This is a genomic window from Arthrobacter parietis (assembly GCF_039530425.1).
GTDB classification, from domain to species: domain Bacteria; phylum Actinomycetota; class Actinomycetes; order Actinomycetales; family Micrococcaceae; genus Arthrobacter_D; species Arthrobacter_D parietis.
This window is the reverse complement of record NZ_BAAAON010000003.1, coordinates 512,309-535,159: the sequence shown is the minus strand read 5'-3', so window position 1 is coordinate 535,159 and position 22,851 is coordinate 512,309. Positions and strand designations below refer to the sequence as shown.

Sequence of the window (22,851 nt, the reverse complement as noted above, 5' to 3'; positions counted from 1 at the left end):
ACCCGAGAGAGTGTGGGAGAGTAGGACACCGCCGGACAACACTTACGGAAAGGCCTCACCTTCACGGTGAGGCCTTTCCTGCTTTAAACCCACACCAACAACACCAACTAGAGTTCCACTATGGACAGTCTCTTCTCCCATCGTGATGCCGGCTCCACAGATCGCGAACCAGGTACTAAGCCGGGACCACTCACTGCAGAGGTGACCGTCCCTCGGACCCGCGACGAGTCATTCGCAGGGTTCACCGACGGTATCCATCTGTGGTGGCCCGTTGATCAGACCCGATTCGGCGATGGTACCCATCCGGAATTCACCAGCGGGGAGCTCTTTGAGGAGGATGCCGCGGGCAACTCGGCGTCATGGGCAACCGTGGCAGGAGAGACATCTGGCGGAGAGCTGGAGCTCAGGTGGCACTACCTTGGCAACCCGAATTTGTCGAGTCGTGTCGTGGTCACCTTCACCGCGGGTCGCGGAAGCACGCAGGTGAGCCTGGTTCATGACGGGTGGACCGACGGCGAGCTGGGTCACGAGCAGCGTGCTGCTGCGCCCAATTGGGCAACCGTGATGGCTTCCTATCGACGATTCATGGGTGGCGCTTCGTGACGAATGCGGCTGCGCGCGAAATGTCCGATCAAACCTCCTCCCTCGTGAGGGAGTTGCACCTCGGCGTGCACAGCTCCCGCATTCTGATGAGCGGCGGGGTGCTTGAGGAGTATTCGCGGGATCAGGGCCCGGTCACGCAACCGGCGATGCCCGCCGTCGTCGTACTGGCGGAGAGCGTTGAGGAAGTGCAGCACGTTATGCGGTGTGCGCATCTCTTCAAGGTGGCGGTCGTAGCACGCGGAACCGGGACCAGCCTTTCGGGCGGCGCCCATGCGGTGTCCGGGTGCATTGTCCTCAGCCTTGAGCGGATGAATCGCATCCTCGAGGTGCGTCCGCAGGATGAGCTTGCCATTGTGGAGCCGGGGGTCATCAACGCGGACCTGAATCTCGCGGTTGCACCGCACGGCTTGATGTATGCACCCGATCCGGCGAGTCACACAATATCCACACTGGGCGGCAACGTCGCCACCAACGCGGGCGGGCTGCGGTGTGCCAAGTATGGTGTAACCCGGGATTCGGTTCTGGCCCTCGACGTGGTGCTTGCAGACGGCACGCTCATCCATACGGGGCACACCACGTTCAAGGGCGTTGCCGGGTATGACCTGACCGCGCTATTCGTGGGATCTGAAGGTACGCTCGGCATTGTTGTGGGAATCACCGTGCGCCTGAAGTACCTTCCGATCCAAACCCGAACTCTGGCCGCCTTCTTCCCGGACTTTCCAGCAGCGGCCGCAGGCGTTCTCGCCATTGGTGCTGCCCGCGTTCAGCCGGCCATTCTTGAACTTCTTGACGGTAATACCCTGGGCGTCCTGGACGCCGCGTTCCAATCGAACCTTGCAGCCAGGGGCGGAGCCCTGCTGCTCATCCAGACTGACGGCTTTGGCGCTGAAGCGGAATCCGCCGTCGTGCGCAAAGTCCTGACCCAGGCAGGAGCGACCGTCGAAGCGGAGGACGGCTCGGAAGCCGCTATGCTCCTCGACTTGCGGCGCAACGCGAGAGGCGACGGCGTCGACGACGATTTCCGCGTTGGGGAGGATGTCGCAGTTCCGCGATCCCAGTTGGTGCACTATGCGGGTGAGCTTGAACGGATGGCCGCGGAACACGGCGTGAGGCTTCGCCTCGTTGCGCACGCGGGAGACGGCAACCTCCACCCCACGTTCTGGGTTAATCGAGACGAAGGGCAGGCGGGAATGCTCAGGCTGCAGGCAGCGCTCGACGAGTCGGTGCGGGTTGCCCTGGGGCTGGGTGGAACCATCACCGGCGAGCATGGGGTGGGGCAGTACAAGTTACGTTGGCTGGCGTGGGAACAGAGTGCTGAGGTGCTGAGCCTGCAACGACGGGTCAAGGAAGCGTTTGATCCACTCGGGATACTCAATCCGGGCAAGGCGATCACCTGAGAACACGCCGCTGAAACCATCGGTATCCCGCTACCGTTGCCGAACCTTCCAGACGGATAGACTGGATTGAGCCAGCGCCCTGGAAGAGGCCAGTGGCATCGCACTGAAGAATGGGGACAACACCGTGTCAGACAACACCACCGGTCAACCGGGCAACGATGACGGCCAGGACGACTCCCGCCGATACCCGGCGGGGCAGCAGTGGCAGCAGCCCACGTCGTCCGACCAGCATTCGGGACAGCAGCCGTCCGGTTACGGTCAGTCTTATGGCCAGCAGTCCGGTCAGTCCTACGGCCAGCAGCCCGTTCAGGGCTATGGCCAGGCGCCGGCTTCACCGTATGGCACACCCGGCGGCTACGGCGGCGGTTACGGTCAACCGACGGAGAACCCTGGAAAGACGCTCGGCATTGTCGGTCTGGTCTGCTCTATCATCTGGCCCATTTCGATCGTGGGTCTGATCATCTCTATCGTCGCGATGGTGAAGTCGAGGAAGGCCGGGATGGGCAATGGCTTCGCACTTGCCGGCATTATCATCGGAGCGATCGGCGTCATTACGGGCATCATCGCGGTAATCGGCTTGATTGCGCTCATTCCGTTCTCGCAGGAGGTCGTCGAATTCTGCCAGAGTGCAGGGCCCGGCATTCAGGAGTTCCAGGGCCAGCAAATTGACTGCAGTCAGCTGACCCCGTAAGCAAGGCGGGAAGCGCGGAAACTTCCAATCAGAGAGCGTCTGCGGTCCCGGCTCAAGCCGGGACCGCAGACGCTCTCTAGGTATTGCTTGCTCACAGGACGGCTCAGCTGCCCTCTTGCGCCCCACCGCTGATGATGTCCAACGTCTTGGTGTCAGCAGTCAGCATGATCGCGGCTTCGTCGCGGCGATGCCGCAGCACCGAATCCAGGTATGACTGCACGGCTTCGGCAAGCGGAACGTTTCTGTCTTGCTTTTCAGACATGTACCATCGGTGCTCCAGCACCTCATGGACCACTTCCGCCGGCTCCAGCTTTCCGCCGAGCTCCCGCGGAACTGCCCGAACGATCGGCTCGAAGACATCATTGAACCACTGGTGTGCGCTGATCTCTTCGTCGAGGCCCGGACTGTTGTCTGCCCGGTAGGCGTCCATGTCATTGAGCAGCCGGCGGGCCTGGTTCTCCTGGGCATCTATGCCGGTGAGCCGGATAAGACGACGGCTGTGATGCCCGGCGTCGACCACTTTGGGCTGCAGCTGGATCTGGGAAGTCTCGGAAACTGTCCGTATGGCGTACTCCTCGACGTCGAAGCCGAGTTCGTTCAGGCGCCGAATCCTTGCGTTCACCCGCCAGCGCTCACCGAGCTCGAACGACTCCTTGTCGGTGAGTTCGGCCCACAGGCGTCGGTAGCTGTCCATGATGAGCTCGCTGGTAGCCAGTGGGTCCACCTTTTCCTCAATGAGACCGCCCTCTGCCAGGTCCATCAGTTCACCGGCGATGTTCACCCGGGCAATCTCGAGATCATACTCGCGCTGCCCGGTAGACAATTCCGGATACAGTTCACCGGTCTCAGCGTCCACGAGGTAAGCAGCGAACGCCCCGGCATCTCGCCTGAACAGGGTATTGGAGAGTGATACGTCTCCCCAATAGAAACCGATGAGGTGGAGACGGACAAGGAGCAGCGCCTGGGCATCGATGAGGCGGGTCAGAGTGTCCTTGCGCAGCATCTGTGAGAACAGCGCCCGGTACGGCATGGAGAACTTCAGGTGGCGGGTGACCAGCACCGGGTTCAGGTCCTCGCCGTCACGCGTCTTCCGGCCTGCGATGACGGCAACCGGCTCCACGCACGGAACGTCCAGGCGCTGCAGCTTGCGGAGCATGTGATACTCGTGGCGTGCAATATGTTCGCTGGTTTCCTTCACAGCGATCACGGATCCGCCGAGGTGGGCGAATCGGACAATATGGCGGGAGATTCCACGGGGCAGAGCAGCGAGATACTCGGCCGGCCACTCCTCCAGTCCCAGATGCCATGGGAGGTCGAGGAGCTCCGGGTCGGTGGCCGCTGCCGTGATGTTGAGCGATCCCAGCGAGCCTTCCCCGAACGCACTTCGGGTCCTGGGCAGTTTGCCGGCCTGGTCATAGTCCGTTGGCTCGTGATGCCAGTTGGCTTCGGTCGAATCAGTCATGGTGATTGGGTGTCCTCACGGCGACCTGTATGTCCTAACAACGACGATGGCCCCCGCTGGTTGAGTTTACCGTCAACCAACAGGGGCCACCGCGGAATGTGCATCTAACCGCTAGCGGTCAAATTGCTACACGTGGTCGGCCAGGCGAAGGCCGTCCTTGGTGTCGAACAGGTGCACGTGGCCCTTTACCGGCCGTACATATACCGTGTCACCCTTCATTGGAGGGCGGCGTCCGTCTACGCGTGCCACGATGTCGTGGTCCTGGCCGTTGAGCGTGGTGTGGCCGTAGAGGTAAGCGTCAGCGCCAAGTTCCTCCACGACATCCACCTCAACCTGCAGGCCTTCGCCGGCACCGACGAGGCCAAGATCTTCGGGACGAACACCCAGCGTGACTGTACCGCCGTGTGCGGAGCTCAGGACCTCGCGCGCCACCGGGTACGTGGTGTCGCCAAACTTCACGCCGTCCTCCGAGGTCGGCAGCTCCAGCAGGTTCATGGCGGGGGAGCCGATGAAGCCGGCAACGAAGACGTTCTTCGGGCGCTCGTAGAGGTTGCGGGGGGTATCCACCTGCTGAAGGATGCCGTCCTTCAGCACTGCGACGCGATCGCCCATGGTCATGGCCTCGACCTGGTCGTGGGTCACGTACACGGTGGTGACACCGAGGCGACGGGTGAGCGAGGCGATCTGGGTACGGGTCTGCACGCGGAGCTTCGCATCGAGGTTGGACAGCGGCTCATCCATGAGGAAGACCTGCGGGTTGCGGACGATTGCACGACCCATGGCAACACGCTGGCGCTGACCACCGGAAAGAGCCTTCGGCTTGCGGTCGAGGTAGTCCTCGAGATCGAGGAGCTTTGCGGCTTCCCGGACACGCTGGGCGCGCTCTTCCTTGGAGATGCCCGCGATCTTCAGTGCGAAGCCCATGTTGTCGGCAACGGACATGTGCGGGTACAGCGCGTAGTTCTGGAAGACCATCGCGATATCGCGGTCTTTCGGCGGAACATCGGTGACATCGCGGTCACCGATGAGGATGCGGCCGGAGTTCACATCTTCGAGGCCGGCCAGCATGCGGAGGGAGGTGGACTTTCCGCAACCGGAGGGCCCGACGAGAACGAGGAATTCGCCGTCTGCGATCTCGATGTTGAGGCCGTCAACTGCGGGCTTGTCAGTGCCCGGGTACAGGCGCGTAGCCTGGTCAAACGTTACCGTTGCCATTTTTTCTTATCCTTTTCACGGGCAGGTACGTGCCCGACGATCCGTTGTGAATGGAAATATTCAGTTGGCGTGATCAGGACGGAGGCCAAAGTTGACCCACCGTGAACTGCGTCACAAGGAAAAGTATGGCACGAAGTCAGGTAGCGACGCCAGCACGACGTAACCTCACCAACTCCTGAAGGACCTCAACGAGCTGCTCCGGGGAGGTGATGCGGTACGTCGCAGCGCTCTCTTCGTCTCCGACCTTGATCCCGACGTCGGGTGCCTGAAGGGTCTTCAGCGCGTGTTCGTCGGTGACGTCGTCACCGGCAAACACTACTGCGGTTGCCGCGGTGAGTTCACGAAGGGACTGCAGACCCCTTCCCTTGTCCGCCTGCACCACGGAGAGTTCCAGGACATTCTTGCCGTTGCTCAGGTGGACGCCGTTCAGCGATGACAGTGCGGCACGCGCCGCAGTTGCGGCCGACTGGGCTGTCTCTGCGTCTGCCGTCCGCATATGCAGCACGACGCCGGCTGGTTTCAGTTCCAGCAGCGTACCGGGATGGGCATCGACCACCTGTTGGACGGCGCCGGTCGCATGGCGCAGGATTTCCACCTGCGAGGGCGTCAGTTCAAGGGGTGCACCACCGGGGCCGGTCCACGCCTCAGCTCCGTGACTGCCGATGAGGAGCGTTTCCGGCTCTGGAGAGGCGACCCGGCGCAGACTGTCCAGAGCGCGTCCGGAGATGAGCGCCGTCGTCGTCCTTGGCAGTTGCGCCAGATCGCGCAATGCTGCCGCCGATCCGGGCAGCGCACGGGCGTCTTCCGCGCGGTCAACCAGCGGGGACATGGTGCCGTCGAAATCGAGCGCAACCAGCAGCGTCTTCGTCGCGGCCGCCGTCGCGAGAGCGGCAAGCAATTCCGGGCTGAGTGAATCAGACAAGGAGATCCTCCCGTGCGCCTTTCTGCAGTTCTGAGAGGAAGGCCTTCGACCAGCGCTCCACGTCATTCTGCAGTACTTGACGGCGCATGGTGCGCATCCGGCGGGTTGCCTCGGAGGCGCTCATATCGAGGGCACCGCGGATGGCGCTCTTGAGACCGTCGATGTCATGCGGATTGACCAGGATTGCCTGCCGGAGCGTGTCAGCTGCTCCGGCGAACTCGCTCAGGACCAGCGCTCCGCGGTTTCCCGTACGGGCTGCGACATACTCCTTCGCCACGAGGTTCATACCGTCGCGGAGCGCTGTCACGAGCATGACGTCGGCAGCCAGGTAGAGAGCCACCATTTCCTCCACCGGATAGCTGTGGTGGAGGTAGCGGATAGCAGTGTTCTTGATGGTGTCGTACGTGCCGTTGATACGCCCGACGGCGCCCTCCACCTCTTCACGCAGGAGCCTGTATTGCTCCACCCGTTCACGGCTGGGGCTGGCGACCTGGATGAGGGCGGCGTCCTCGACCTGGATCAGGCCGTCGGCGAGTAGTTCCTCGTAGGCCTTCAGGCGGTGGCCGATGCCCTTGGTGTAGTCCAGCCGGTCAACTCCGAGCAGGATGTGCCGGGGATTACCGAGCTCACGACGGATCTCCTGAGACCGCTCGATGATGTCGGGGCGGTTGGCGAGGTCGACGATGCGCTGGACATCGATGGAAATGGGGAACGCCTCTGCCCGTGAAACGTAGTCAGGGGATCCGTCTGCGCCCTTCACCTGTACCTGCTGCTGACGGACCGCGAGCCCCAGGAATCTGCGTACGCAGCGCAGGAAGTTGCTGGCGTCGCTCGGTCGCTGGAACCCGATCAGGTCAGCGCCGAGCAGGCCCTCGATCACCTGGCGCCGCCATGGGAGCTGGGCATAGATTTCGAGCGGAGGGAACGGAATGTGGTTGAAGAAGCCGATCTTCAGATCAGGACGGGCCTCGCGCAACAGCTTGGGAACGAGCTGAAGCTGGTAGTCCTGGACCCAGATGGTGGCGCCTTCGGCTGCGACGGCCGCAGTCTCCGCTGCGAAGCGCTCGTTGACCTTCCGGTAGGAATCCCACCAGTGGCGGTGAAACTCAGGCGGGGCGATGACGTCGTGGTAGAGCGGCCACAGGGTCGCGTTGGAGAAGCCCTCATAGTAGAACTCGACTTCCTCAGCGCTCAGCGGAACGGGAACCAGCCGGATCTCACTGTGGTCGAAGGATTCAAGTGCCTCGTCCGCGGCGCCGTGCCATCCTACCCATGCGCCGTCGGCCTTCTCCATCACAGGAGCCAGTGCGGTGACCAGACCGCCGGGTGAGCGCCGCCAGGAGCCGTTGCCGTCGTCGTCGTTCACGCGGTCAACCGGAAGTCGGTTGGACACCACAATGAATTCGAACTCACCGTACGGTGTGTCCCCTGATTGCATACTGTCTCCTCTGACGATCGTAGGCCTACTGACGACTTTAGCCGGTTGGGTGGGTAGGGGGAGCGGACAGCAGCATCACCTAAAATGGTAGGACGCGTAACCGAGTGAGCAATGAGGACTGATGACTTCCAGCAACCCCAGACCGAGCAAGGCACAACGGAAGTCAGAGTCGCGGGAGCAGGCACGGCGGGTGGTGGAGGAGCGGGAGCGCCGTGAGAAGCGTGCATCGTTCCTCATCAAGTGGGGCGTTGTTGCCGCTATCGTTGCAATCCTTGTGATCATTGGGTTGATCGTTGCCGGAAACCTTCGGAGCCAGGTTCCCGATGCTGGCCCGGCTCCTGCGCATGGCAATGAGTACGGCGGTATCACTCTGACCTCCACAACGGAGCTGGCAACAACGTCCCTTGAAACGGTCGACGTCGCGTCCCTCCCTGATGAAGCCCCGAACGCAGCGGATCCTCCGCCCGGCGTCGAGGCGTCTGCTACTGACCAGCCTGTACAGGTTGTGGCATACGTCGACGTGAACTGCGTGCACTGCGCCAACTTCGAGCAGACGCATGCCGAGCAAATTCAGACCTGGCTGGATGAGGGCGCCATCACGTTCGAGTACCGGAATGTGGCATACCTGGATCCCAATTCGCAGACGGAGTATTCGTCCCGCGGTGCTGCGGCGCTTGCCTGTGTGGCGGACACCTCGCCGCGGGCCTACTGGGACTTCTCTGCAGCCTTGTTCGGCAACTTCGAGAACGGCGAGCTCTCCGATGGGGAACTCGCCGAGATGGCAGCAACCGCCGGGGCCGGCGACATCTCCGCCTGCCTGGAGGAAGATACCTTCCGACCATGGGTGAAGTTCGGCACCCAGGCAGCAGAGACCTATGGCGTCAGCGGGACTCCAACGGTTTTCGTGGACGGCGAAGAAGTGCCGGATGCGGTATCCGACTTCGCCACGGTCACCCAGGAGCAGATTGAAGCGAAGAACTGAGGATCTCTGAGACCCGGTTGATTTCCCGCTGGCGGCGGCGCTGGGCTAACCTTGTCTAGCGCTGTTGAAGTTGGATAACGACGACGGCGCCCGCTGGCTCAGCCAGTCCGCCTCCTTAGCTCAGTTGGCCAGAGCACCGCTCTTGTAAAGCGGGGGTCGTCGGTTCGAATCCGACAGGGGGCTCCACCAGCTCAGCCGGAACTCAGAGCAACCTGGACAAAACGGTGCATTATTCCGCTCTATTGTGTCCGGACTGCTCGACATACTGTCCGGTTTGCTCCCCAGAGATCGAGATACTTCCGCTAATCGCTCGTGCATCGTTCTGTGCTTGCTCCTGTTCCGCGGTGACTATGATTCCCGGCAGATGGCCGGCCGCTGCAACCATTGCGCGCAGTTCAGCGACGGTATACGGGGTGGGGACCCTGCGGTGCGCCATGTAGTGGCAGTTCGGGCAAAGGGGTACGAGGTCGATGATCGGGTCGATCTCATAATCTGGCCGAAGACCTGCAGCAGGCACTGTGTGATGGACATGGCTGAAACCTGCGCCCGGCGGCCCATACGTAGCCTCGAAGTCAAAGCCGCACGCGTGACAGCTGGACCCGAGATGAGCAATCGCTACCGCTTTTGCCTCGGGATCGCGTTCATGCCGGTTGACGGGTATCCGCTGCAGCGCGTGCTCCGGGTAGGAGCCGGGGACTGGATCCACGGTGTCTGCGTGTTGACATACGCTGTCCACCACATGGCCGGACCAGGCGTCTCTCACTGCCGACTCGGTGTCCGGCGGGATGTGCCAGAACGAATCAGCAGCGGCGTCCCAGTCAATTTCCGGGGCACGAACCGCGAGCTCATCGGTGTGCAACTGTTCCCCTTCCGGCAGCAGGAGGTCGAATTGAACTGTGACAGACAGCCGACTGCCCGAGGCCTCCGGATCGAGGTACGTGACCGCAATCGGTTCACCCACCGTGACGCCATGCCCAATCAGACCCCGCCTGTTGGGCCCCGTTCCCTGTACGAGCAACCAGACCTCAGTTCCGGTGGGAAGCATCATTCCGTCATTGAGAAACCACTGTTCCAGATGCCCGCCGGAGTTCCGCACCTCGGCGACAGCTGATGCATAAGGTCCGCTCCAGTGACTCGTGTCCGGGTTCCACCCCAAAAGTACCGCTGCCATGGGATCAGTGTGTCACTACGGACTCGCACGGGTACGGGTGCCGATGGTTACTGAAAGGTAATCTCAAGACCCGTGCAAGTTACTCTCATGACTTGATGGAAGCCCTTGACGCTTGAAGTGTCTGCGGCAGATGCTGAGATTACGCAGTGCAAAAGGACTCATCGGGGGCGGATATGGGAACCATCAAGTGCAAGACGTGTCCAGGAACGTGGACCGTAACAACAACCAAGGCTGAAACCGTGATCGCGCAGAATCACGTTTATCTGAATCCAGGCCACCGGACAGCTACCGTGTGGAAGGACCAGCACGAAGAGGTCAAGCCTTCCTAGCGCTTCCCAGCGGGCTACGTACGGTTGAGCGCGTGCCGTATTCCGTTGGAACCAGAGCGCCAGTCAGCCCACGAGGCGCTTGGCGCGCTCGACGGCCTTACGCAGCTCATCCTGTTTGGTCTTGCGGGACAGGGACTGGGGACCTACGCCGGGAGCTTTGATGACGGTGACGCGGGGGACGCGATCCTGCAGGTGCTTGTCCCAGGTCTGCTGCACGGCATCGCTGCAGAGCAGCACCACCTCGAGTCGCGGCAGGAGGCGCAGGACCGAACCCAACGCCTTGGCGCCGGCCGTGCGGTTGTCGGCATTGGGATTCGACACGAGGAACGGGACCATGTTCCACATCAGGACGCCTTCATGCAGGCCGGCTGAATCGCGTTCTATCCAGCAGCGCTCAGCGGCGCTGTCCGGGTTGTCGACGGATACAAAACCGGTGCCGCTTTCGGAGAGCACTTCCTCCTGTGGGCGGTCCAGCACGAAAAGCACGCGGGCCTGATCTCCCGCGTCTGCCGGGTCAAAGTGCGGTACAGGGGTTGGCCTGGTGGCCGTGTAGCTGGCTCGCCACTGCTCCAGGCTTTGAATGTGCGGGGCGGTTGCCAGCATGGATCGGCGGTTCTCGAGAACCGCATCGTCGGCCAGGGCTTGCGGATGATCGAGGTACATATCTCCACTGTATCCGCGCTCAGCCACTTCGTATGCGTCGGGTTCTCCAGATCCATCCGCTCGACCGGATCTGCCCGGAGTGGGTGTCCGGAAGATGGATGCAGTCCGCGAACGGGAAAATCAGGCGGCGCGGAGCCGGCTGACTGCGTGTCCCCAATCGCCGTGGTCTACGTCGATCGGCTCTCCGTCCTGGCCGAAGCACACGTCCACGGGTTCACCGAAGCCTTCACAGCTGTGGTCCGTGCACTGCTCCGTCAGGGTTCCCGCGTATTCGTTGGCGAACTCGCGCTCCCACTGATCGACCTGGCAAAGTGCCCACGCATCACCCTGATCGGCAAGCTCGCGGAGTTCGTCAATGGTGTATCTCCGCCCCCTCTCGGGGTGGCGAAGGTTACCTGTGAAAGTACTCGAAGGAGACGTTGAGATGTTCATGCGATCAAAATACGTCGTGCCTCTGACAATTTCGCGGGACCGGCTCGGCGAGTTACGGATCAATCAGGGTTCACCGGCTGCAGGGCCGATTGAACCGCCACCATGTTCTCCCCGTAGCTGGCGTCATAGGAATCCTGCAGCGTGCCGTCGTCATACACGACCGTGACAAACACGTAACCGTTCTCGATCCACGAGGTGAGTATCCTCTCGCCCGCCGTCTCGAGGAGGTCCTGTTGCACTGCTTCCAGCTCCGCGTGGTTTCCTGCGCCCGAATTCGCAGGTTCGGTACGCGGATCGATATTTGCGGGAGGGTCATAAAGCGCCAGCGGGGTCGGCGGACGTGTGAGAGTGAAGGTCTCGCCGTTCCAGGTTCCGTGCACGGCGTAGGTCCCCCAGGTCACACCCCCTGCTCTCTCCCACAGCTTCACCGCTTCCCAGTCCCAGCCGATGACTTCGGGGCCGGAACACTGCGGGGGATAGGACTCCATCACGGGTCCGAGGCACAGCATCGCGGGACCGTCTTCGTCCGAAATCACCATGCCCTGCCCAATCAGCTCCTGGGAAGCGGGGGGAAGCGGCACTTCGCCGGGGCTCGCGCCGGGCGTTGCCACCGCGCCACAGCCGGTGAGCAAGAGCAGGCAGGCTGCCAGAATGATCGCCAAACCCCTCACCACACGGTCTCCAGATCCGCATGGACCGCTGCGAGGAGGCGCTCCCTGTCATCGAGAAGATCCACGGGCCGATCCCCGTGAAGGGAGCCGTTCGGTGCAACGAACCATTGCAGGATGTGGCGATCCTTCCAGCCGGCGTCGAGCCCGATCTGGGCTACTTCGGCGAGGATCGGACGCACTGTGTGCGCCGTTGAGTCGAACTGGAATCCGGGGTACAGGACACGACCGGCCTTCGTCGCGACGCCGAGGATCCTGCGTTCGGCTGCGAGGCACCCGGCGGGTGGCCAGTGTGGCCCCAGCAGCGCGTCAACGTCGGCGCCGCTCAGCAGCCCGAACTCCAACTCGATGGCAACCCACTTGGCGCAGGCCGCCCTCACGGAACGCGATACCGCGTCCTGGTAAGCAGTCGCCTCACGTACGACCCTGGCTGAGCCGCCTCTCATAGGGCAAAGTTACTGCTAGCGGGCAGTCAATAGAACAGTTGATGGACAATTGACACCTAAACGCGACATCACCGGCTTACGACTACGGCGCACACGCCTCATTCAGCGCTTCCACCGACTCTGCCGGAACCTGATCGCCGGCTGCAGCGATGTCGCGAAGCGGGCCGGTGATCTCGGCAGGAACACCCGCGGTCTCTGCGGCGTCAACCAATCCGCCGAGCAGTTCGCGATCTCCAGCGCTGACGTTCCCGTCGCTGACGAGTGAACACACCTGTGACTGGACTTCTTCCGCGGCGGCGCCAGCCACCTGCGATGCCGCATCACTGGCTATCTCACCGGCAGTTTCCTCAATTTGATTGCAGCCCACCAACAGGGCGCCCAGAGGGATGAGCAGGGACAGTGCAGCGATTTTCTTCACGGTTCCAGTCTACGGGCACTGGCCCTGCAGCCCCTGGGTAACTATCGGTCCAGGTCCTCAGGCTCGAACTGGCTCAAGGGGGACCCTCCGAAGTTCGCCTCGTCATCACTCGCGTCGACTTCCTCGCTGCTCATGGGATCACCGAAATCGACGTCGGATGCGGCTTCGCCGATGGTAGGTTCTTCCGGCGGCACCTGCTCTTCACCGTCACGGAAGCGCGCTTCCTCGGTATCATCGCGAAGGCTCTGATCGCTTTCCTCGGCAATCGTGCCGGCTCCGGGCTCATCCTGCAGCAGTGGATCCTGCTGCCAGTTATCCGGATCATTCTCGGCAGCTGTGGGATAGCCGTCCGGTTGGCCGTCCTGCACGGGATCGAGCGCCTCGGGCGCGATCGACTCGTTCACGGCGTCCGGCTCCTCGCCGACAACGTGCAATTCCTCATCGGGAAGATTCTCAGTCATGACCGGTCCTTTCGACGATTGCATTCCGGGAGGTGCTCCCGTGAATGTAAGCCTACTGATCATTCAAGGTCGAGGCCAGCCGGATGGGAAGCTCCCAATACCGGAGGCCTCCCATCCGAGCCGTCAGCCTGCGTGATCCCGCCAGCTGTGCTGCGGGTCGAATCCCAGTAGGCGCCGTGCCTTCTCGATCGAGAGCAGCGTTTCATGTTCGCCGACTTCCCTGACCAGCTCTACGCCGGGAAATACCTCCGCGGCCAGCGAGGCGCTCGATCGGCTCATCACGGTATCGGCGGCCGCGATGATGAACCGGTCAAAGCCGTTCCGCGCGTTCTCCAGAGCCTGCAGCACAGCCTGGGCTCCGTCCCGGCCGTCAATGTATCCCCATAGATTCCACTTCCTCAGCAGCGGATCCGAATCGAATGTCGGAAACTCGGCGTAGTCCGACGGATCCATCACATTGGAGAACCGCAGCGCCGTGATGCTCAGCGAGGGATCCCAGCGGGTCAGCTGGATGGCCATCTGTTCTTCGAGGTGCTTTACCAGGGAATAGGTACTCTCCGGCCGCGCGTCATATTCCTCATCGACCGGAATGTACGGCGGGTCCTCGTCGAACGGAAGCCCGAGGACTGTCTCGCTGGAGGCGTAGACAATCCGCTGGATCCCCGCCCGCCGGCAGGCCTGGAACACGTTGTAGGTCGCCAGCATGTTGTTGTGGAAAGTGGCGGAATCAGGCTGCAGCCCCGGTGCGGGGATCGCAGCGAGATGGACGACGGCGTCGAAACCTGAGTGCCGGTCATCCACTCCCAGCAGCGCATCGACGACGTGACCATAGTTGGTCAGGTCGATTGAGAGGAAGCCAAGCCCGCGCTCGCCGTGCAGGTCGAATCCATGGACCTCGTGTCCGGCCTCCGTCAAACCCGCAACAACACTGCGTCCCAGTTTGCCGCTGGATCCCGTGACCGCGAGCCTCACGCCGGCCGCTTGTCAGGGGAAGTTGTCTTGGCCGCGTCAGTTTCGGCCAGGTGCCCGATCGCTTCATCGATTTTCTTCATGAGGGCGGGCTCCAGCGTGACGCCGGCGGCCGCAACGTTGGACTCGACCTGCTCAGGGCGGGACGCGCCGATGATTGCTGAGGCAACGTTGGGGTTCTGGAGCACCCACGCGATAGAGAGCTGCGCCATGCTCAGCCCGGCCTCGTCTGCGAGCGGTTCCAGCTTCTGCACTCCGGTGAGGACCTCATCAGACATCCAGCGCTTGATCATGTCCGCGCCGCCCTTGTCATCGGCAGCTCGCGAACCCTGTTCCGGTGCCTGACCCGGCTTGTACTTGCCGGTGAGGACGCCCTGCGCGACAGGGGACCACACGATCTGGGAGATGCCGAGTTCCTCCGACGCCGGCACTACCTTCTCCTCGATGACCCGCCAGAGCATGGAATACTGCGGTTGGTTGGAGATGAGCTGGAAACCCAACTCCTTCGCAAGCCCGTGCCCGGCGCGCAACTGCTCCGCAGTCCACTCACTGACCCCGATGTAGAGGGCCTTGCCCTGCCTGACGACGTCGGCGAACGCCTGCATGGTCTCTTCGAGGGGAGTCTCGTGGTCATACCGGTGGGCCTGGTAAAGGTCCACATAGTCTGTTTGAAGGCGCGTCAGCGAGCCGTCGATCGACTCCATGATGTGCTTCCGGGAGAGACCGGCGTCGTTATGACCCTTGGGGCCGGTCGGACCCCAGACCTTGGTGAAGATTTCAAGGGACTGCCTGCGCTCACCCTTGAGGGCTTCCCCGAGGACCGTCTCGGCTGCGGTGTTGGCGTACACGTCCGCGGTGTCGAAGGTGCTGATGCCGGCGTCGAGGGCTGCACGCACACACTGCGTGGCCACGTCATTCTCCACCTGGGAGCCGTGCGTGAGCCAGTTTCCGTAAGTGATCTCCGAGATTTTGAGTCCGCTGTTTCCGAGGTATCTGAATTCCATGGTTTCGATGCTATCCATCCCCGGGTCCAGCGGTACAGTGCACCTGCGGGCGACGCCGGATCCGGCCAGTGCCAACGGCTACACTGAATCGACGCCTTCCGACCAATTGTGATTGAGGACCATGGGTACGTTTACTGCGCGATTTGCCACTGCGGAAGAACGCGGGAACTGGGATTCCCTGGTCACCGCCAATCCGAACGGCGGCAACCTCCTGCAGTCGGCGGCGTTTGCAGAGGTCAAGTCCCACCATGGCTGGAAGCCCCTGTTTCTCGTGTTCGAATCCGCCGGATACACCACCTACAACCTCGTCCTCGAGAAAAAGGTCCCGCTTCTCGGGAGCCTCTGGTACCTGATCAAGGGCCCGGATGTGGCAGCCCCTGAGGATGTTCCTGCGGTCCTGGACGCGTGCAAATCCTTCATCCGGGAGTCAAAGCTCGCAGTCTTTGCAGTCAAGATCGAGCCGGACATTGAGGATGACGACGGCGTCCGCACCCTCTTCCGGCGCGCCGGTCTGGTGAAGGCCTTCAACCTCCAGCCCAACGATCACACGGCCATCCTCGACACCACCCCGGAGCCGAACCAGCTGCTGCGCAACCTGCACTCGCGTGGGCGCAACGCCGTCCGGCGGGCCGAGCGGGAGGGCGTCACCGTGCAGCAGATGGAACCCACGGATGAAAATTTCCGCACGATGTACCGCCTCATGGCGCACATTGAGGACCGCTCAGCGGCACGTCTCCGCTCGTTCGAGTACTACCGGCGATTCTGGACGAACTTCGTTTCCGCCGGTCAGGGCCGGCTCTACTTTGTGCACGAGGACGGCGAGCCTTCCGTTGGCGCCTTCGTCATCAACTACGGCCGCAAGGGCACCTACAAAGACGGTGGATCCAAGCCGGGCCGCTCGCAATACGGTGATTCGCATCTCCTTCAGTGGAGGGCGATCAATGATCTCAAGGCCGAGCACAATATTGTTGAGTACGACTTCTGCGGGACCCCTCCTAGCGATCAGCTGAAGGACAAGAGCCATCAGCACCACGGTCTCGGCCTGTTCAAGACGAGCTTCACCAAGACGGTCACCGACTTCGTGGGTTGTTATGACCAGGTGCTCAGTCCCATGAAGTACCGTGCGTGGCAGAAGCTGGGCGAACGCATCACGCGTCAGGTGTACTGGCGGCGCACAAATCAACCGTTCTACTAAACAGCAGGCCCGGGCACGACGAGCGATCATGAGCCAGGAAAGGGGCATAAGAGTGGCAGACAAGACCGGTGCGGGCAAGCGCCGGAGCCCGGATACCAACCCCTCTCCGGTGGCTGAACAGCTTCCCGTAGTGAAGTCGCCCGCATCACCGGGCAAGGCCAAGTCGAAAATCGCGCGGAAAGCAGCCGCCCGGCCGCAGTCCAACCCGACCGATGCCCTGCCGATCACCCCGCAATCCGCCCGCCCTGACCGTTCACAGCTGGCCGCCCGCAAGATGCTTCGGCGCCTTGTCCAGGGAGAATCTCCGCCCACCCAGGCGATGAACCTGGTGGAGCGGCTCGCCGGCAGTCCCTATGCCAACCCCACTATCCAGGTGGGAGGCCCCGACGTCGGTGCCCGCCGCACGCTCGATTTCGCGCTCAGTCTCGCTGAGACGATGTTCCGATACGGTGCCGGGGCGCTGGAAGTCGAGACGAGCATCATTGCCGTGACCGCGGCGTTCGGGCTCGACAACATCGAGGTGGACATCACCAACCAGTCGGTGGTGCTCAACTACTCAGCGAAGGACCAGACCCCCACAACCGTTCTGCGCGTGGTGCGGTCCTGGACCAACAATTATGCGGGACTGACACGGGTCCACCAGCTGGTGACCGACGTCGTCGACGGCGGGGTGGACCGTTCCGAAGCCATCCGGCGCCTTGACGAGATAACCCACCGGCCCAAGCCTTTCCCGCGTTGGATGGTCACGGCCGCGTTCGGTGTCTTCGCCGCGGCCATCGTGGCGTTCATCGGCGGCGGACCGCTTGGCTCCCTGATCTCGTTTGCAAGCTGTATCGGTGTTGACCTGCTCTCGCGTCAGCTGGGGCGTTGGCGGGTGCCTGAATTTTTTGCGACGGCCACCTCGGCCGCCCTCGTCACGTTGACCGCAGTGCTGTTGTGGTCGCTGAACGTACCGATCGCGCCCGCCCTGGTTGTGGTCGGCGGGATTCTGCTGCTCCTGCCCACCGGCAGGCTCGTATCTGCAACCCAGGACGCGATCAACGGATTCCCGGTGACTGCAGCAGGGAGGTTCCTGTCTGCCTTCCTCGTCTTCGCAGGAATTGTGTCCGGCATCGCCGTTGCGCTGGTGCTCGGCAACCTCCTCGGGGTTCCTGAGCTTGACGTGACGTCGTCGGTCGGCTCCCTGTACCCGCTGCCGGTGGTTGCGGTGCTCATCTTCATCGCGGTTGCAATGATCTGCATTGCCGAGCAGACGGACATGGCCCTGGTTGTGCCGACCTCCCTCATCGGAACTGCCGGGTTCTTGCTCTATTCGCTCGTTGTGAACCTCGGCGTCGGCTATCGGCTTGCGCCCGCCATTGCGGCTGTCCTGATCGGCATGCTCGCGCGGGTGGTTGCCCTCCGGATGGGCGCACCGCAGCTGGTGGTCGCCGTGCCTGCGGTGATGTTCCTCTACCCCGGGCTCACGATTTTCCGGTCGATGTATGACCTCACAATCGAGACGGACGTGACCGGCGCTGGCGCCATCGGCCTGTTCAACGCTCTCACCATCATTTTGGCCATCGCCGGCGGCGTGGTCCTGGGCGACAATCTGGCACGGCCGTTCACCAAGAAGCTCAGCAGCAACGAACGACGCCGTAATCGACGCAGATGATCCGGAGACTCTAGCCGCGAAGCCAGTTCACCGGCTCGGCGCCCTGTTCGGCGAGGAGCGCATTGGCCCGGCTGAAGGGCCGGGAGCCGAAGAAGCCGCGGGAGGCTGATAAGGGACTCGGGTGAGCGGACTCGACGAGCGGCGTAGAGCCCAACAGTGGCTTGAGCTGCTGTGCCTCCCGGCCCCACAGGATGGCAACCAACGGCTGGTCACGGGCAACCAGAGCCCGGACGGCGGCATCAGTGACTGCGTTCCAGCCAAGCTTCCGGTGTGAACCCGTTTCCCCCGCTCGGACTGTGAGGACCCGGTTGAGCAGCAAGACCCCCTCGTCAGCCCAGCCCGAAAGGTCACCGTGGCTGGGTGCCGGTGCCCCAAGATCCGTGGACAGCTCCCTGTAAATGTTGACCAGGCTGCGCGGCAGTTTGGTTTGCCGGGTAACGGAGAACGCCAGGCCGACGGAGTGCCCGGGAGTGGGGTAGGGGTCCTGGCCGACGATGATGACCTTCACGTGATTGAGTGGGTAGGTGAAGGTCCGCATTATGTGGTCCGGGCGCGGCAGCACGTGGGCGCCGGCCGCTTGCTCGAGAGCCAGGCGCCGCGCCAGCTGGTGAATCTGTGGTTGAACGGGCTGAAGCGCTGCCGCCCAGTCGGAAGCCATGATTTCCTCGAGCGTCGCCGGAGCGGCGAACGGCAGCGTTGCGCCCGGGCTGGAAGGAATGGGCAGGGTGGTGCCGCCGTCGTCGTCGTTCATGGTTCTATCTTTGCCCGGATGGGCACTCAAGCTCCACTGCGGGTGAATGACAACGGTGTGATTCGCCACTACCATGGGGAAAGTAAATTGGGCGGAAACGGTGGATTGGACGGTGTGTCGTGAGCATGCAGGGACCGGCGCAGACAGACCAGAACGGCCACGCAGCGGGCGTGCGGGAGTCAGGCCTGGGTGAGCGGGAAGAGCGGATACTTGAGCTCGAGAGACAGTGGTGGAAATACTCGGGGGCCAAAGAGCAGGCCATTCGTGAGCTGTTTGATCTCTCTGCCACGCACTATTACCAGATCCTCAATGCGCTTATCGATACAGAAGCCGCGCTTGCCCATGACCCGATGCTCGTGAAGAGACTGCGTAGACTACGTACAACCCGCCAACGCGCCCGATCAGCGCGCCGTCTTGGCGTCGATGTCTAGCACCCACGTCCACCCAATCCAAGGATTCCCCGCACCATGACCCAATACCCCCGCGACGAATTCGACCAGGTTCCCGAATCCGCCGCCCGGCAGGGAGTTCACCGCGAGCGCATTGTGCCTCCGCGATCTAGCGGTCTGGCATTGAAGGTTGTTGCGGGAGTCCTGGTCCTCGCGGTTGGCCTGGCCGCATACTTCCTCTTTCCGCGCCTTGGGCTTGGGCAGGCCAGCGATGTCACTCCGGGGAGCACCAGTTCTGCGCCGATGCCGTCCATCACGGCCGAGGGGGCGGCGGGCGAACCCAGCGAAGACGCCAGTGAATCTGCGGAGTCCACGGAATCTGTGTCGCCCAGTGCCGCACCCACTCCCGGGGAAGAGTCGACTGCCGGCTCGGAACCGACAACCGAAGAGGAACCGACAGCCGAGGCAACCGATTCGCCGTCAGAAGCGGCAGCAGTCGTCGACATCACCCAGCCGGTTGCCGTGCTGAACGCCACCGCGGTCAGCGGGCTGGCAAGCACAGCGGCGGGCAGGCTGCAGGCGGATGGCTGGAACGTGACCCAGATCGGCAACTGGTCCGGCCAGCAGCTGCAGGGGTCCATCGTGCTCTACAACGCAGAGGAGCAGCGCCCCACGGCTGAGGCGCTCGCCGGTGCCCTTGGTATCGGCGCTGTCCAGGGCAATGCGGGTTTCGGCGATATCACCGTGGTGGTTGGCCCCGGCTTCCAGTGAGCCGCCCGGTTAAGGATCAATAACATTCACTGTGTTCCGCATCACTGCTTTCGAGTTCTGGGATTAGATGTATCTCAGCCCCGCCGTCAACAGTTAAGCGGGGGATCTACATAGTGGGAGAACAACATGGCGCAGGGAACCGTGAAATGGTTCAACGCTGAAAAGGGCTACGGCTTCATCACTGTCGATGAGGGCGGGGCGGATGTCTTTGTGCACTGGTCCGCAATAGACATGGAGGGCTACCGTGCACTCGATGAGGGCCAGCGGGTCCAATTCGAAATCGGAGAAGGCCAGAAGGGCCCGCAGGCGGAGGCCGTGCGGCTCGCATCCTGAGCAACCCAAGCAACACCAAACAACGACGGCGCGCTTCCCCTGTCAGGGCTGGTGCGCCGTCGTCGTTGTTTTCCCCAAGGCGAAACAGCTTGCACTCGCAGTGTGTGAGTGCTAATTATTGACTTAGCACTCTGGTGTGACGACTGCTAAGACGCCACACTGGGAGTGAACCAGGCAACCTCTGTGGTGAGGGCTGGTTGGGGAGGTACAGAGATCCTCCCGGATCAGTCCGTCCGTCGCGGGCATCACAGGCCGGTAGCAGCATACGCATGACCGTCCCGAAAGGACCTACGCCGTTATGGCCAAGATCATTTCTTTTGATGAAGAGGCACGCCGCGGCCTCGAGCGCGGATTGAACATCCTCGCTGACGCAGTCAAGGTTACGCTGGGCCCCCGCGGTCGCAACGTTGTCCTTGAGAAGAAGTGGGGCGCTCCCACGATCACCAACGATGGCGTTTCCATCGCCAAGGAGATCGAACTCGACGATCCGTTCGAGAAGATCGGCGCCGAGCTGGTCAAGGAAGTTGCAAAGAAGACCGACGACGTCGCCGGTGACGGAACCACCACCGCCACAGTCCTCGCCCAGGCACTCGTCAAGGAAGGCCTGCGCAACGTAGCCGCCGGTGCTGATCCGTTGAGCCTCAAGCGCGGAATCGAGAAGGCAGTTGACGCCGTCACCGCCGAGCTCCTCGCCTCCGCCAAGGAGATCGAGACCAAGGAAGAGATCGCAGCTACGGCTTCGATCTCCGCCGGTGACCAGCAGATCGGTGACCTCATCGCTGAAGCCCTCGACAAGGTGGGCAAGGAAGGCGTCATCACCGTCGAGGAGTCCAACACCTTTGGCCTCGAGCTTGAGCTCACAGAGGGTATGCGCTTCGACAAGGGTTACATTTCCGGCTACTTCGTCACCGACGCAGAGCGCCAGGAGACGGTCCTTGAAGACCCCTACATCCTGATCGTCAACTCGAAGATCTCCAACGTCAAGGATCTCGTCGCTGTTCTTGAGAAGGTCATGCAGTCCGGCAAGCCGCTGCTGATCATCGCCGAAGACATCGAGGGCGAAGCCTTGGCTACCCTCGTGGTCAACAAGATTCGCGGCACCTTCAAGTCCGTTGCCGTCAAGGCACCGGGCTTCGGCGACCGCCGCAAGGCTCAGTTGGCTGACATCGCCATCCTCACCGGTGGTCAGGTCATCGCTGAGGAAGTTGGCCTCAAGCTGGAGAACGCAACCCTGGACCTTCTGGGCCAGGCGCGCAAGGTTGTTGTCACCAAGGACGAGACCACCATCGTTGAGGGTGCAGGCAACGCCGAGGAGATCGCCGGCCGGGTTGCACAGATCCGCGCCGAGATCGAGAACTCCGACTCGGACTACGACCGCGAGAAGCTGCAGGAACGTCTGGCCAAGCTGGCAGGCGGCGTTGCAGTCATCAAGGCCGGAGCCGCAACCGAGGTTGAGCTCAAGGAGCGCAAGCACCGCATTGAGGACGCCGTCCGCAACGCAAAAGCTGCTGTTGAAGAAGGCATTGTTGCCGGTGGCGGCGTGGCCCTGATTCAGGCCGGCGCCAAGGCATTCGCCAACCTCAACCTTGAGGGCGACGAGGCAACCGGTGCAAACATCGTTCGCATCGCCATCGACGCTCCCCTCAAGCAGATCGCTTTCAACGCTGGCCTCGAGCCCGGCGTTGTGATCGAGAAGGTTCGCGGCCTGCCCGCCGGCCATGGCCTCAACGCCGCGACCGGCGATTACGAGGACCTCCTGGCTGCCGGCGTGAACGACCCCGTGAAGGTTACCCGCTCTGCACTGCAGAACGCTGCCTCCATTGCGGGCCTGTTCCTCACCACCGAAGCTGTTGTCGCGGACAAGCCTGAGAAGGCTGCTCCCGCAGGCGGCGGCGACGAAATGGGCGGCATGGGCGGGATGGGCGGCTTCTAAGCTTCCCAGCCTCACCAGCAGGAATACCTGCGAAGAGAGTTACACCAAAGGCCGGTCCCTCACGGGGCCGGCCTTTGGGCTGTGCTGGAAGATTTGTTCAGCTATGGCGGGTTCTCCGGCCTGGAAGCCGCCGCAGCTGCACAAAACTTCGGGGGTGGGCCGGTTCGGTTAGTGCATGAACATGCGGGCGTTGCTCAGCTCTGCCTGACTGTACTGCTCGGTTGCAACGCCGAGAGCCTGGTTGATGCTGGTCAGCGATTCCTCGACCTTGAGCTGGGTTGCACGCCAGTCCGTCACCAGCTGCTGGAAGTTCTGCGAGGCCTGACCCTGCCACTCGGACTCAAGGGACCTCAGCCCTGACTGCATGGCATTGACCTCTGCCTGGAGCCGGGCGATGGTATTTTGCACGTCTGCGCTCTTGGCGGCGAGCGAGTCCGTATTGACGTTGAAGTAGGTCATGGTTCCTCCTGGGCTTCTGCTGTGTATGCACTGCGCCTTCGACGTTAGAGTGCACCGGTAGCAGCGCATGCCCTCGGCCGCGGAATGTGGGTAAT

26 protein-coding genes and 1 tRNA gene are annotated in these 22,851 nt (G+C 62.4%); 12 read left to right on the top strand and 15 right to left on the bottom strand.

Annotation, left to right across the window (positions count from 1 at the left end):
* Positions 1 to 120: 120 nt before the first annotated feature.
* The 3 genes from ABFX19_RS14665 (at position 121) to ABFX19_RS14655 (ending at position 2,691) form a co-directional block, all read left to right on the top strand.
* On the top strand, positions 121 to 603 hold the full coding sequence (locus ABFX19_RS14665; RefSeq protein ID WP_346028732.1) for an SRPBCC family protein: 483 nt from the start codon (positions 121 to 123) through the stop codon (positions 601 to 603).
* A 20-nt stretch (positions 604 to 623) separates the two neighbouring features.
* The gene (locus ABFX19_RS14660) at positions 624 to 2,000 is read left to right on the top strand and encodes an FAD-binding oxidoreductase (protein WP_428831050.1); all 1,377 of its coding nucleotides are present in this window, start codon (positions 624 to 626) and stop codon (positions 1,998 to 2,000) included.
* Between the two features lie 124 nt (positions 2,001 to 2,124).
* Complete coding sequence (locus ABFX19_RS14655) at positions 2,125 to 2,691, top strand: hypothetical protein (protein ID WP_346028731.1); 567 nt, start codon at positions 2,125 to 2,127, stop codon at positions 2,689 to 2,691.
* Positions 2,692 to 2,794: 103 nt separating this feature from the next.
* Here the strand turns inward: ABFX19_RS14655 and ABFX19_RS14650 are convergent, their stop codons facing one another.
* From ABFX19_RS14650 to otsA, 4 genes are all read right to left on the bottom strand, one after another.
* Positions 2,795 to 4,153: a DUF4032 domain-containing protein gene (locus ABFX19_RS14650; RefSeq protein WP_277359106.1), complete on the bottom strand. Its 1,359-nt coding sequence runs from the start codon at positions 4,151 to 4,153 to the stop codon at positions 2,795 to 2,797.
* A gap of 126 nt (positions 4,154 to 4,279) precedes the next feature.
* Positions 4,280 to 5,368, bottom strand: a complete 1,089-nt coding sequence (locus ABFX19_RS14645; protein WP_277359107.1) for an ABC transporter ATP-binding protein — start codon at positions 5,366 to 5,368, stop codon at positions 4,280 to 4,282.
* Between the two features lie 136 nt (positions 5,369 to 5,504).
* Complete coding sequence (gene otsB, locus ABFX19_RS14640; protein WP_346028730.1) at positions 5,505 to 6,290, bottom strand: trehalose-phosphatase; 786 nt, start codon at positions 6,288 to 6,290, stop codon at positions 5,505 to 5,507.
* Entirely contained in the window at positions 6,283 to 7,728 is a 1,446-nt protein-coding gene (otsA, locus tag ABFX19_RS14635; RefSeq protein WP_204534256.1) for an alpha,alpha-trehalose-phosphate synthase (UDP-forming), read from the bottom strand. The genes otsB and otsA overlap by 8 nt, the downstream gene beginning before the upstream one ends.
* A 121-nt stretch (positions 7,729 to 7,849) precedes the next feature.
* On the opposite strand from otsA, the gene ABFX19_RS14630 reads away from it, so the two are divergent.
* Both ABFX19_RS14630 and ABFX19_RS14625 read left to right on the top strand, forming a co-directional pair.
* Entirely contained in the window at positions 7,850 to 8,710 is an 861-nt protein-coding gene (locus ABFX19_RS14630) for a DsbA family protein (protein ID WP_277359109.1), read from the top strand.
* A gap of 109 nt (positions 8,711 to 8,819) precedes the next feature.
* A tRNA-Thr gene (locus tag ABFX19_RS14625) sits at positions 8,820 to 8,896 on the top strand.
* Positions 8,897 to 8,939: 43 nt separating this feature from the next.
* On the opposite strand, the gene ABFX19_RS14620 is transcribed toward ABFX19_RS14625, so the two are convergent.
* Positions 8,940 to 9,881 (bottom strand): HNH endonuclease, encoded by a 942-nt coding sequence (locus tag ABFX19_RS14620; RefSeq protein ID WP_346028729.1) that lies wholly within the window; start codon positions 9,879 to 9,881, stop codon positions 8,940 to 8,942.
* A gap of 146 nt (positions 9,882 to 10,027) precedes the next feature.
* Here ABFX19_RS14620 and ABFX19_RS16110 point away from each other — a divergent pair, with 146 nt between their 5' ends.
* Entirely contained in the window at positions 10,028 to 10,210 is a 183-nt protein-coding gene (locus ABFX19_RS16110; protein WP_404800739.1) for a hypothetical protein, read from the top strand.
* Positions 10,211 to 10,273: 63 nt separating this feature from the next.
* Here ABFX19_RS16110 and ABFX19_RS14615 read toward each other — a convergent pair whose 3' ends face one another.
* From ABFX19_RS14615 to ABFX19_RS14580, 8 genes are all read right to left on the bottom strand, one after another.
* Positions 10,274 to 10,873, bottom strand: coding sequence for a uracil-DNA glycosylase family protein (locus ABFX19_RS14615; protein ID WP_346028728.1), 600 nt, complete (start codon positions 10,871 to 10,873; stop codon positions 10,274 to 10,276).
* A 120-nt stretch (positions 10,874 to 10,993) separates the two neighbouring features.
* Positions 10,994 to 11,305 (bottom strand): hypothetical protein, encoded by a 312-nt coding sequence (locus tag ABFX19_RS14610; RefSeq protein WP_277359112.1) that lies wholly within the window; start codon positions 11,303 to 11,305, stop codon positions 10,994 to 10,996.
* Between the two features lie 59 nt (positions 11,306 to 11,364).
* Positions 11,365 to 11,967 carry a hypothetical protein gene (locus ABFX19_RS14605; protein ID WP_346028727.1) on the bottom strand — a complete coding sequence of 201 codons (603 nt, stop codon included), beginning with the start codon at positions 11,965 to 11,967 and terminating at the stop codon, positions 11,365 to 11,367.
* A 5-nt stretch (positions 11,968 to 11,972) separates the two neighbouring features.
* The gene (locus ABFX19_RS14600) at positions 11,973 to 12,419 is read right to left on the bottom strand and encodes a hypothetical protein (RefSeq protein ID WP_056549972.1); all 447 of its coding nucleotides are present in this window, start codon (positions 12,417 to 12,419) and stop codon (positions 11,973 to 11,975) included.
* Positions 12,420 to 12,501: 82 nt separating this feature from the next.
* A complete protein-coding gene (locus tag ABFX19_RS14595) occupies positions 12,502 to 12,837 on the bottom strand; it encodes a hypothetical protein (RefSeq protein ID WP_346028726.1) in 336 nt (111 codons plus the stop codon).
* 41 nt (positions 12,838 to 12,878) lie between these two features.
* A complete protein-coding gene (locus tag ABFX19_RS14590; protein WP_277359114.1) occupies positions 12,879 to 13,298 on the bottom strand; it encodes a hypothetical protein in 420 nt (139 codons plus the stop codon).
* 123 nt (positions 13,299 to 13,421) lie between these two features.
* Positions 13,422 to 14,270, bottom strand: coding sequence for an NAD-dependent epimerase/dehydratase family protein (locus ABFX19_RS14585; RefSeq protein WP_346028725.1), 849 nt, complete (start codon positions 14,268 to 14,270; stop codon positions 13,422 to 13,424).
* Positions 14,267 to 15,271 carry an aldo/keto reductase family protein gene (locus ABFX19_RS14580; protein ID WP_346028724.1) on the bottom strand — a complete coding sequence of 335 codons (1,005 nt, stop codon included), beginning with the start codon at positions 15,269 to 15,271 and terminating at the stop codon, positions 14,267 to 14,269. The genes ABFX19_RS14585 and ABFX19_RS14580 overlap by 4 nt, the downstream gene beginning before the upstream one ends.
* Before the next feature lie 121 nt (positions 15,272 to 15,392).
* Between ABFX19_RS14580 and ABFX19_RS14575 the strand changes: the two genes are divergently transcribed.
* A complete protein-coding gene (locus ABFX19_RS14575; protein ID WP_346028723.1) occupies positions 15,393 to 16,466 on the top strand; it encodes a lipid II:glycine glycyltransferase FemX in 1,074 nt (357 codons plus the stop codon).
* Between the two features lie 28 nt (positions 16,467 to 16,494).
* Positions 16,495 to 18,120 carry a threonine/serine exporter family protein gene (locus ABFX19_RS14570; protein WP_346028722.1) on the top strand — a complete coding sequence of 542 codons (1,626 nt, stop codon included), beginning with the start codon at positions 16,495 to 16,497 and terminating at the stop codon, positions 18,118 to 18,120.
* Positions 18,121 to 18,130: 10 nt separating this feature from the next.
* On the opposite strand, the gene ABFX19_RS14565 is transcribed toward ABFX19_RS14570, so the two are convergent.
* On the bottom strand, positions 18,131 to 18,871 hold the full coding sequence (locus tag ABFX19_RS14565) for a uracil-DNA glycosylase (protein ID WP_346028721.1): 741 nt from the start codon (positions 18,869 to 18,871) through the stop codon (positions 18,131 to 18,133).
* Between the two features lie 125 nt (positions 18,872 to 18,996).
* On the opposite strand from ABFX19_RS14565, the gene ABFX19_RS14560 reads away from it, so the two are divergent.
* The 4 genes from ABFX19_RS14560 (at position 18,997) to groL (ending at position 22,297) form a co-directional block, all read left to right on the top strand.
* Positions 18,997 to 19,302, top strand: a complete 306-nt coding sequence (locus tag ABFX19_RS14560) for a DUF3263 domain-containing protein (protein WP_056550316.1) — start codon at positions 18,997 to 18,999, stop codon at positions 19,300 to 19,302.
* Positions 19,303 to 19,338: 36 nt separating this feature from the next.
* Positions 19,339 to 20,031 carry a LytR C-terminal domain-containing protein gene (locus ABFX19_RS14555; RefSeq protein WP_346028720.1) on the top strand — a complete coding sequence of 231 codons (693 nt, stop codon included), beginning with the start codon at positions 19,339 to 19,341 and terminating at the stop codon, positions 20,029 to 20,031.
* A gap of 126 nt (positions 20,032 to 20,157) precedes the next feature.
* Positions 20,158 to 20,364, top strand: a complete 207-nt coding sequence (locus ABFX19_RS14550) for a cold-shock protein (RefSeq protein WP_056549990.1) — start codon at positions 20,158 to 20,160, stop codon at positions 20,362 to 20,364.
* A gap of 298 nt (positions 20,365 to 20,662) precedes the next feature.
* The gene (gene groL, locus ABFX19_RS14545; protein WP_204534288.1) at positions 20,663 to 22,297 is read left to right on the top strand and encodes a chaperonin GroEL; all 1,635 of its coding nucleotides are present in this window, start codon (positions 20,663 to 20,665) and stop codon (positions 22,295 to 22,297) included.
* A 168-nt stretch (positions 22,298 to 22,465) separates the two neighbouring features.
* On the opposite strand, the gene ABFX19_RS14540 is transcribed toward groL, so the two are convergent.
* Positions 22,466 to 22,756, bottom strand: coding sequence for a WXG100 family type VII secretion target (locus tag ABFX19_RS14540; protein WP_056549995.1), 291 nt, complete (start codon positions 22,754 to 22,756; stop codon positions 22,466 to 22,468).
* Between the last annotated feature and the right edge of the window lie 95 nt (positions 22,757 to 22,851).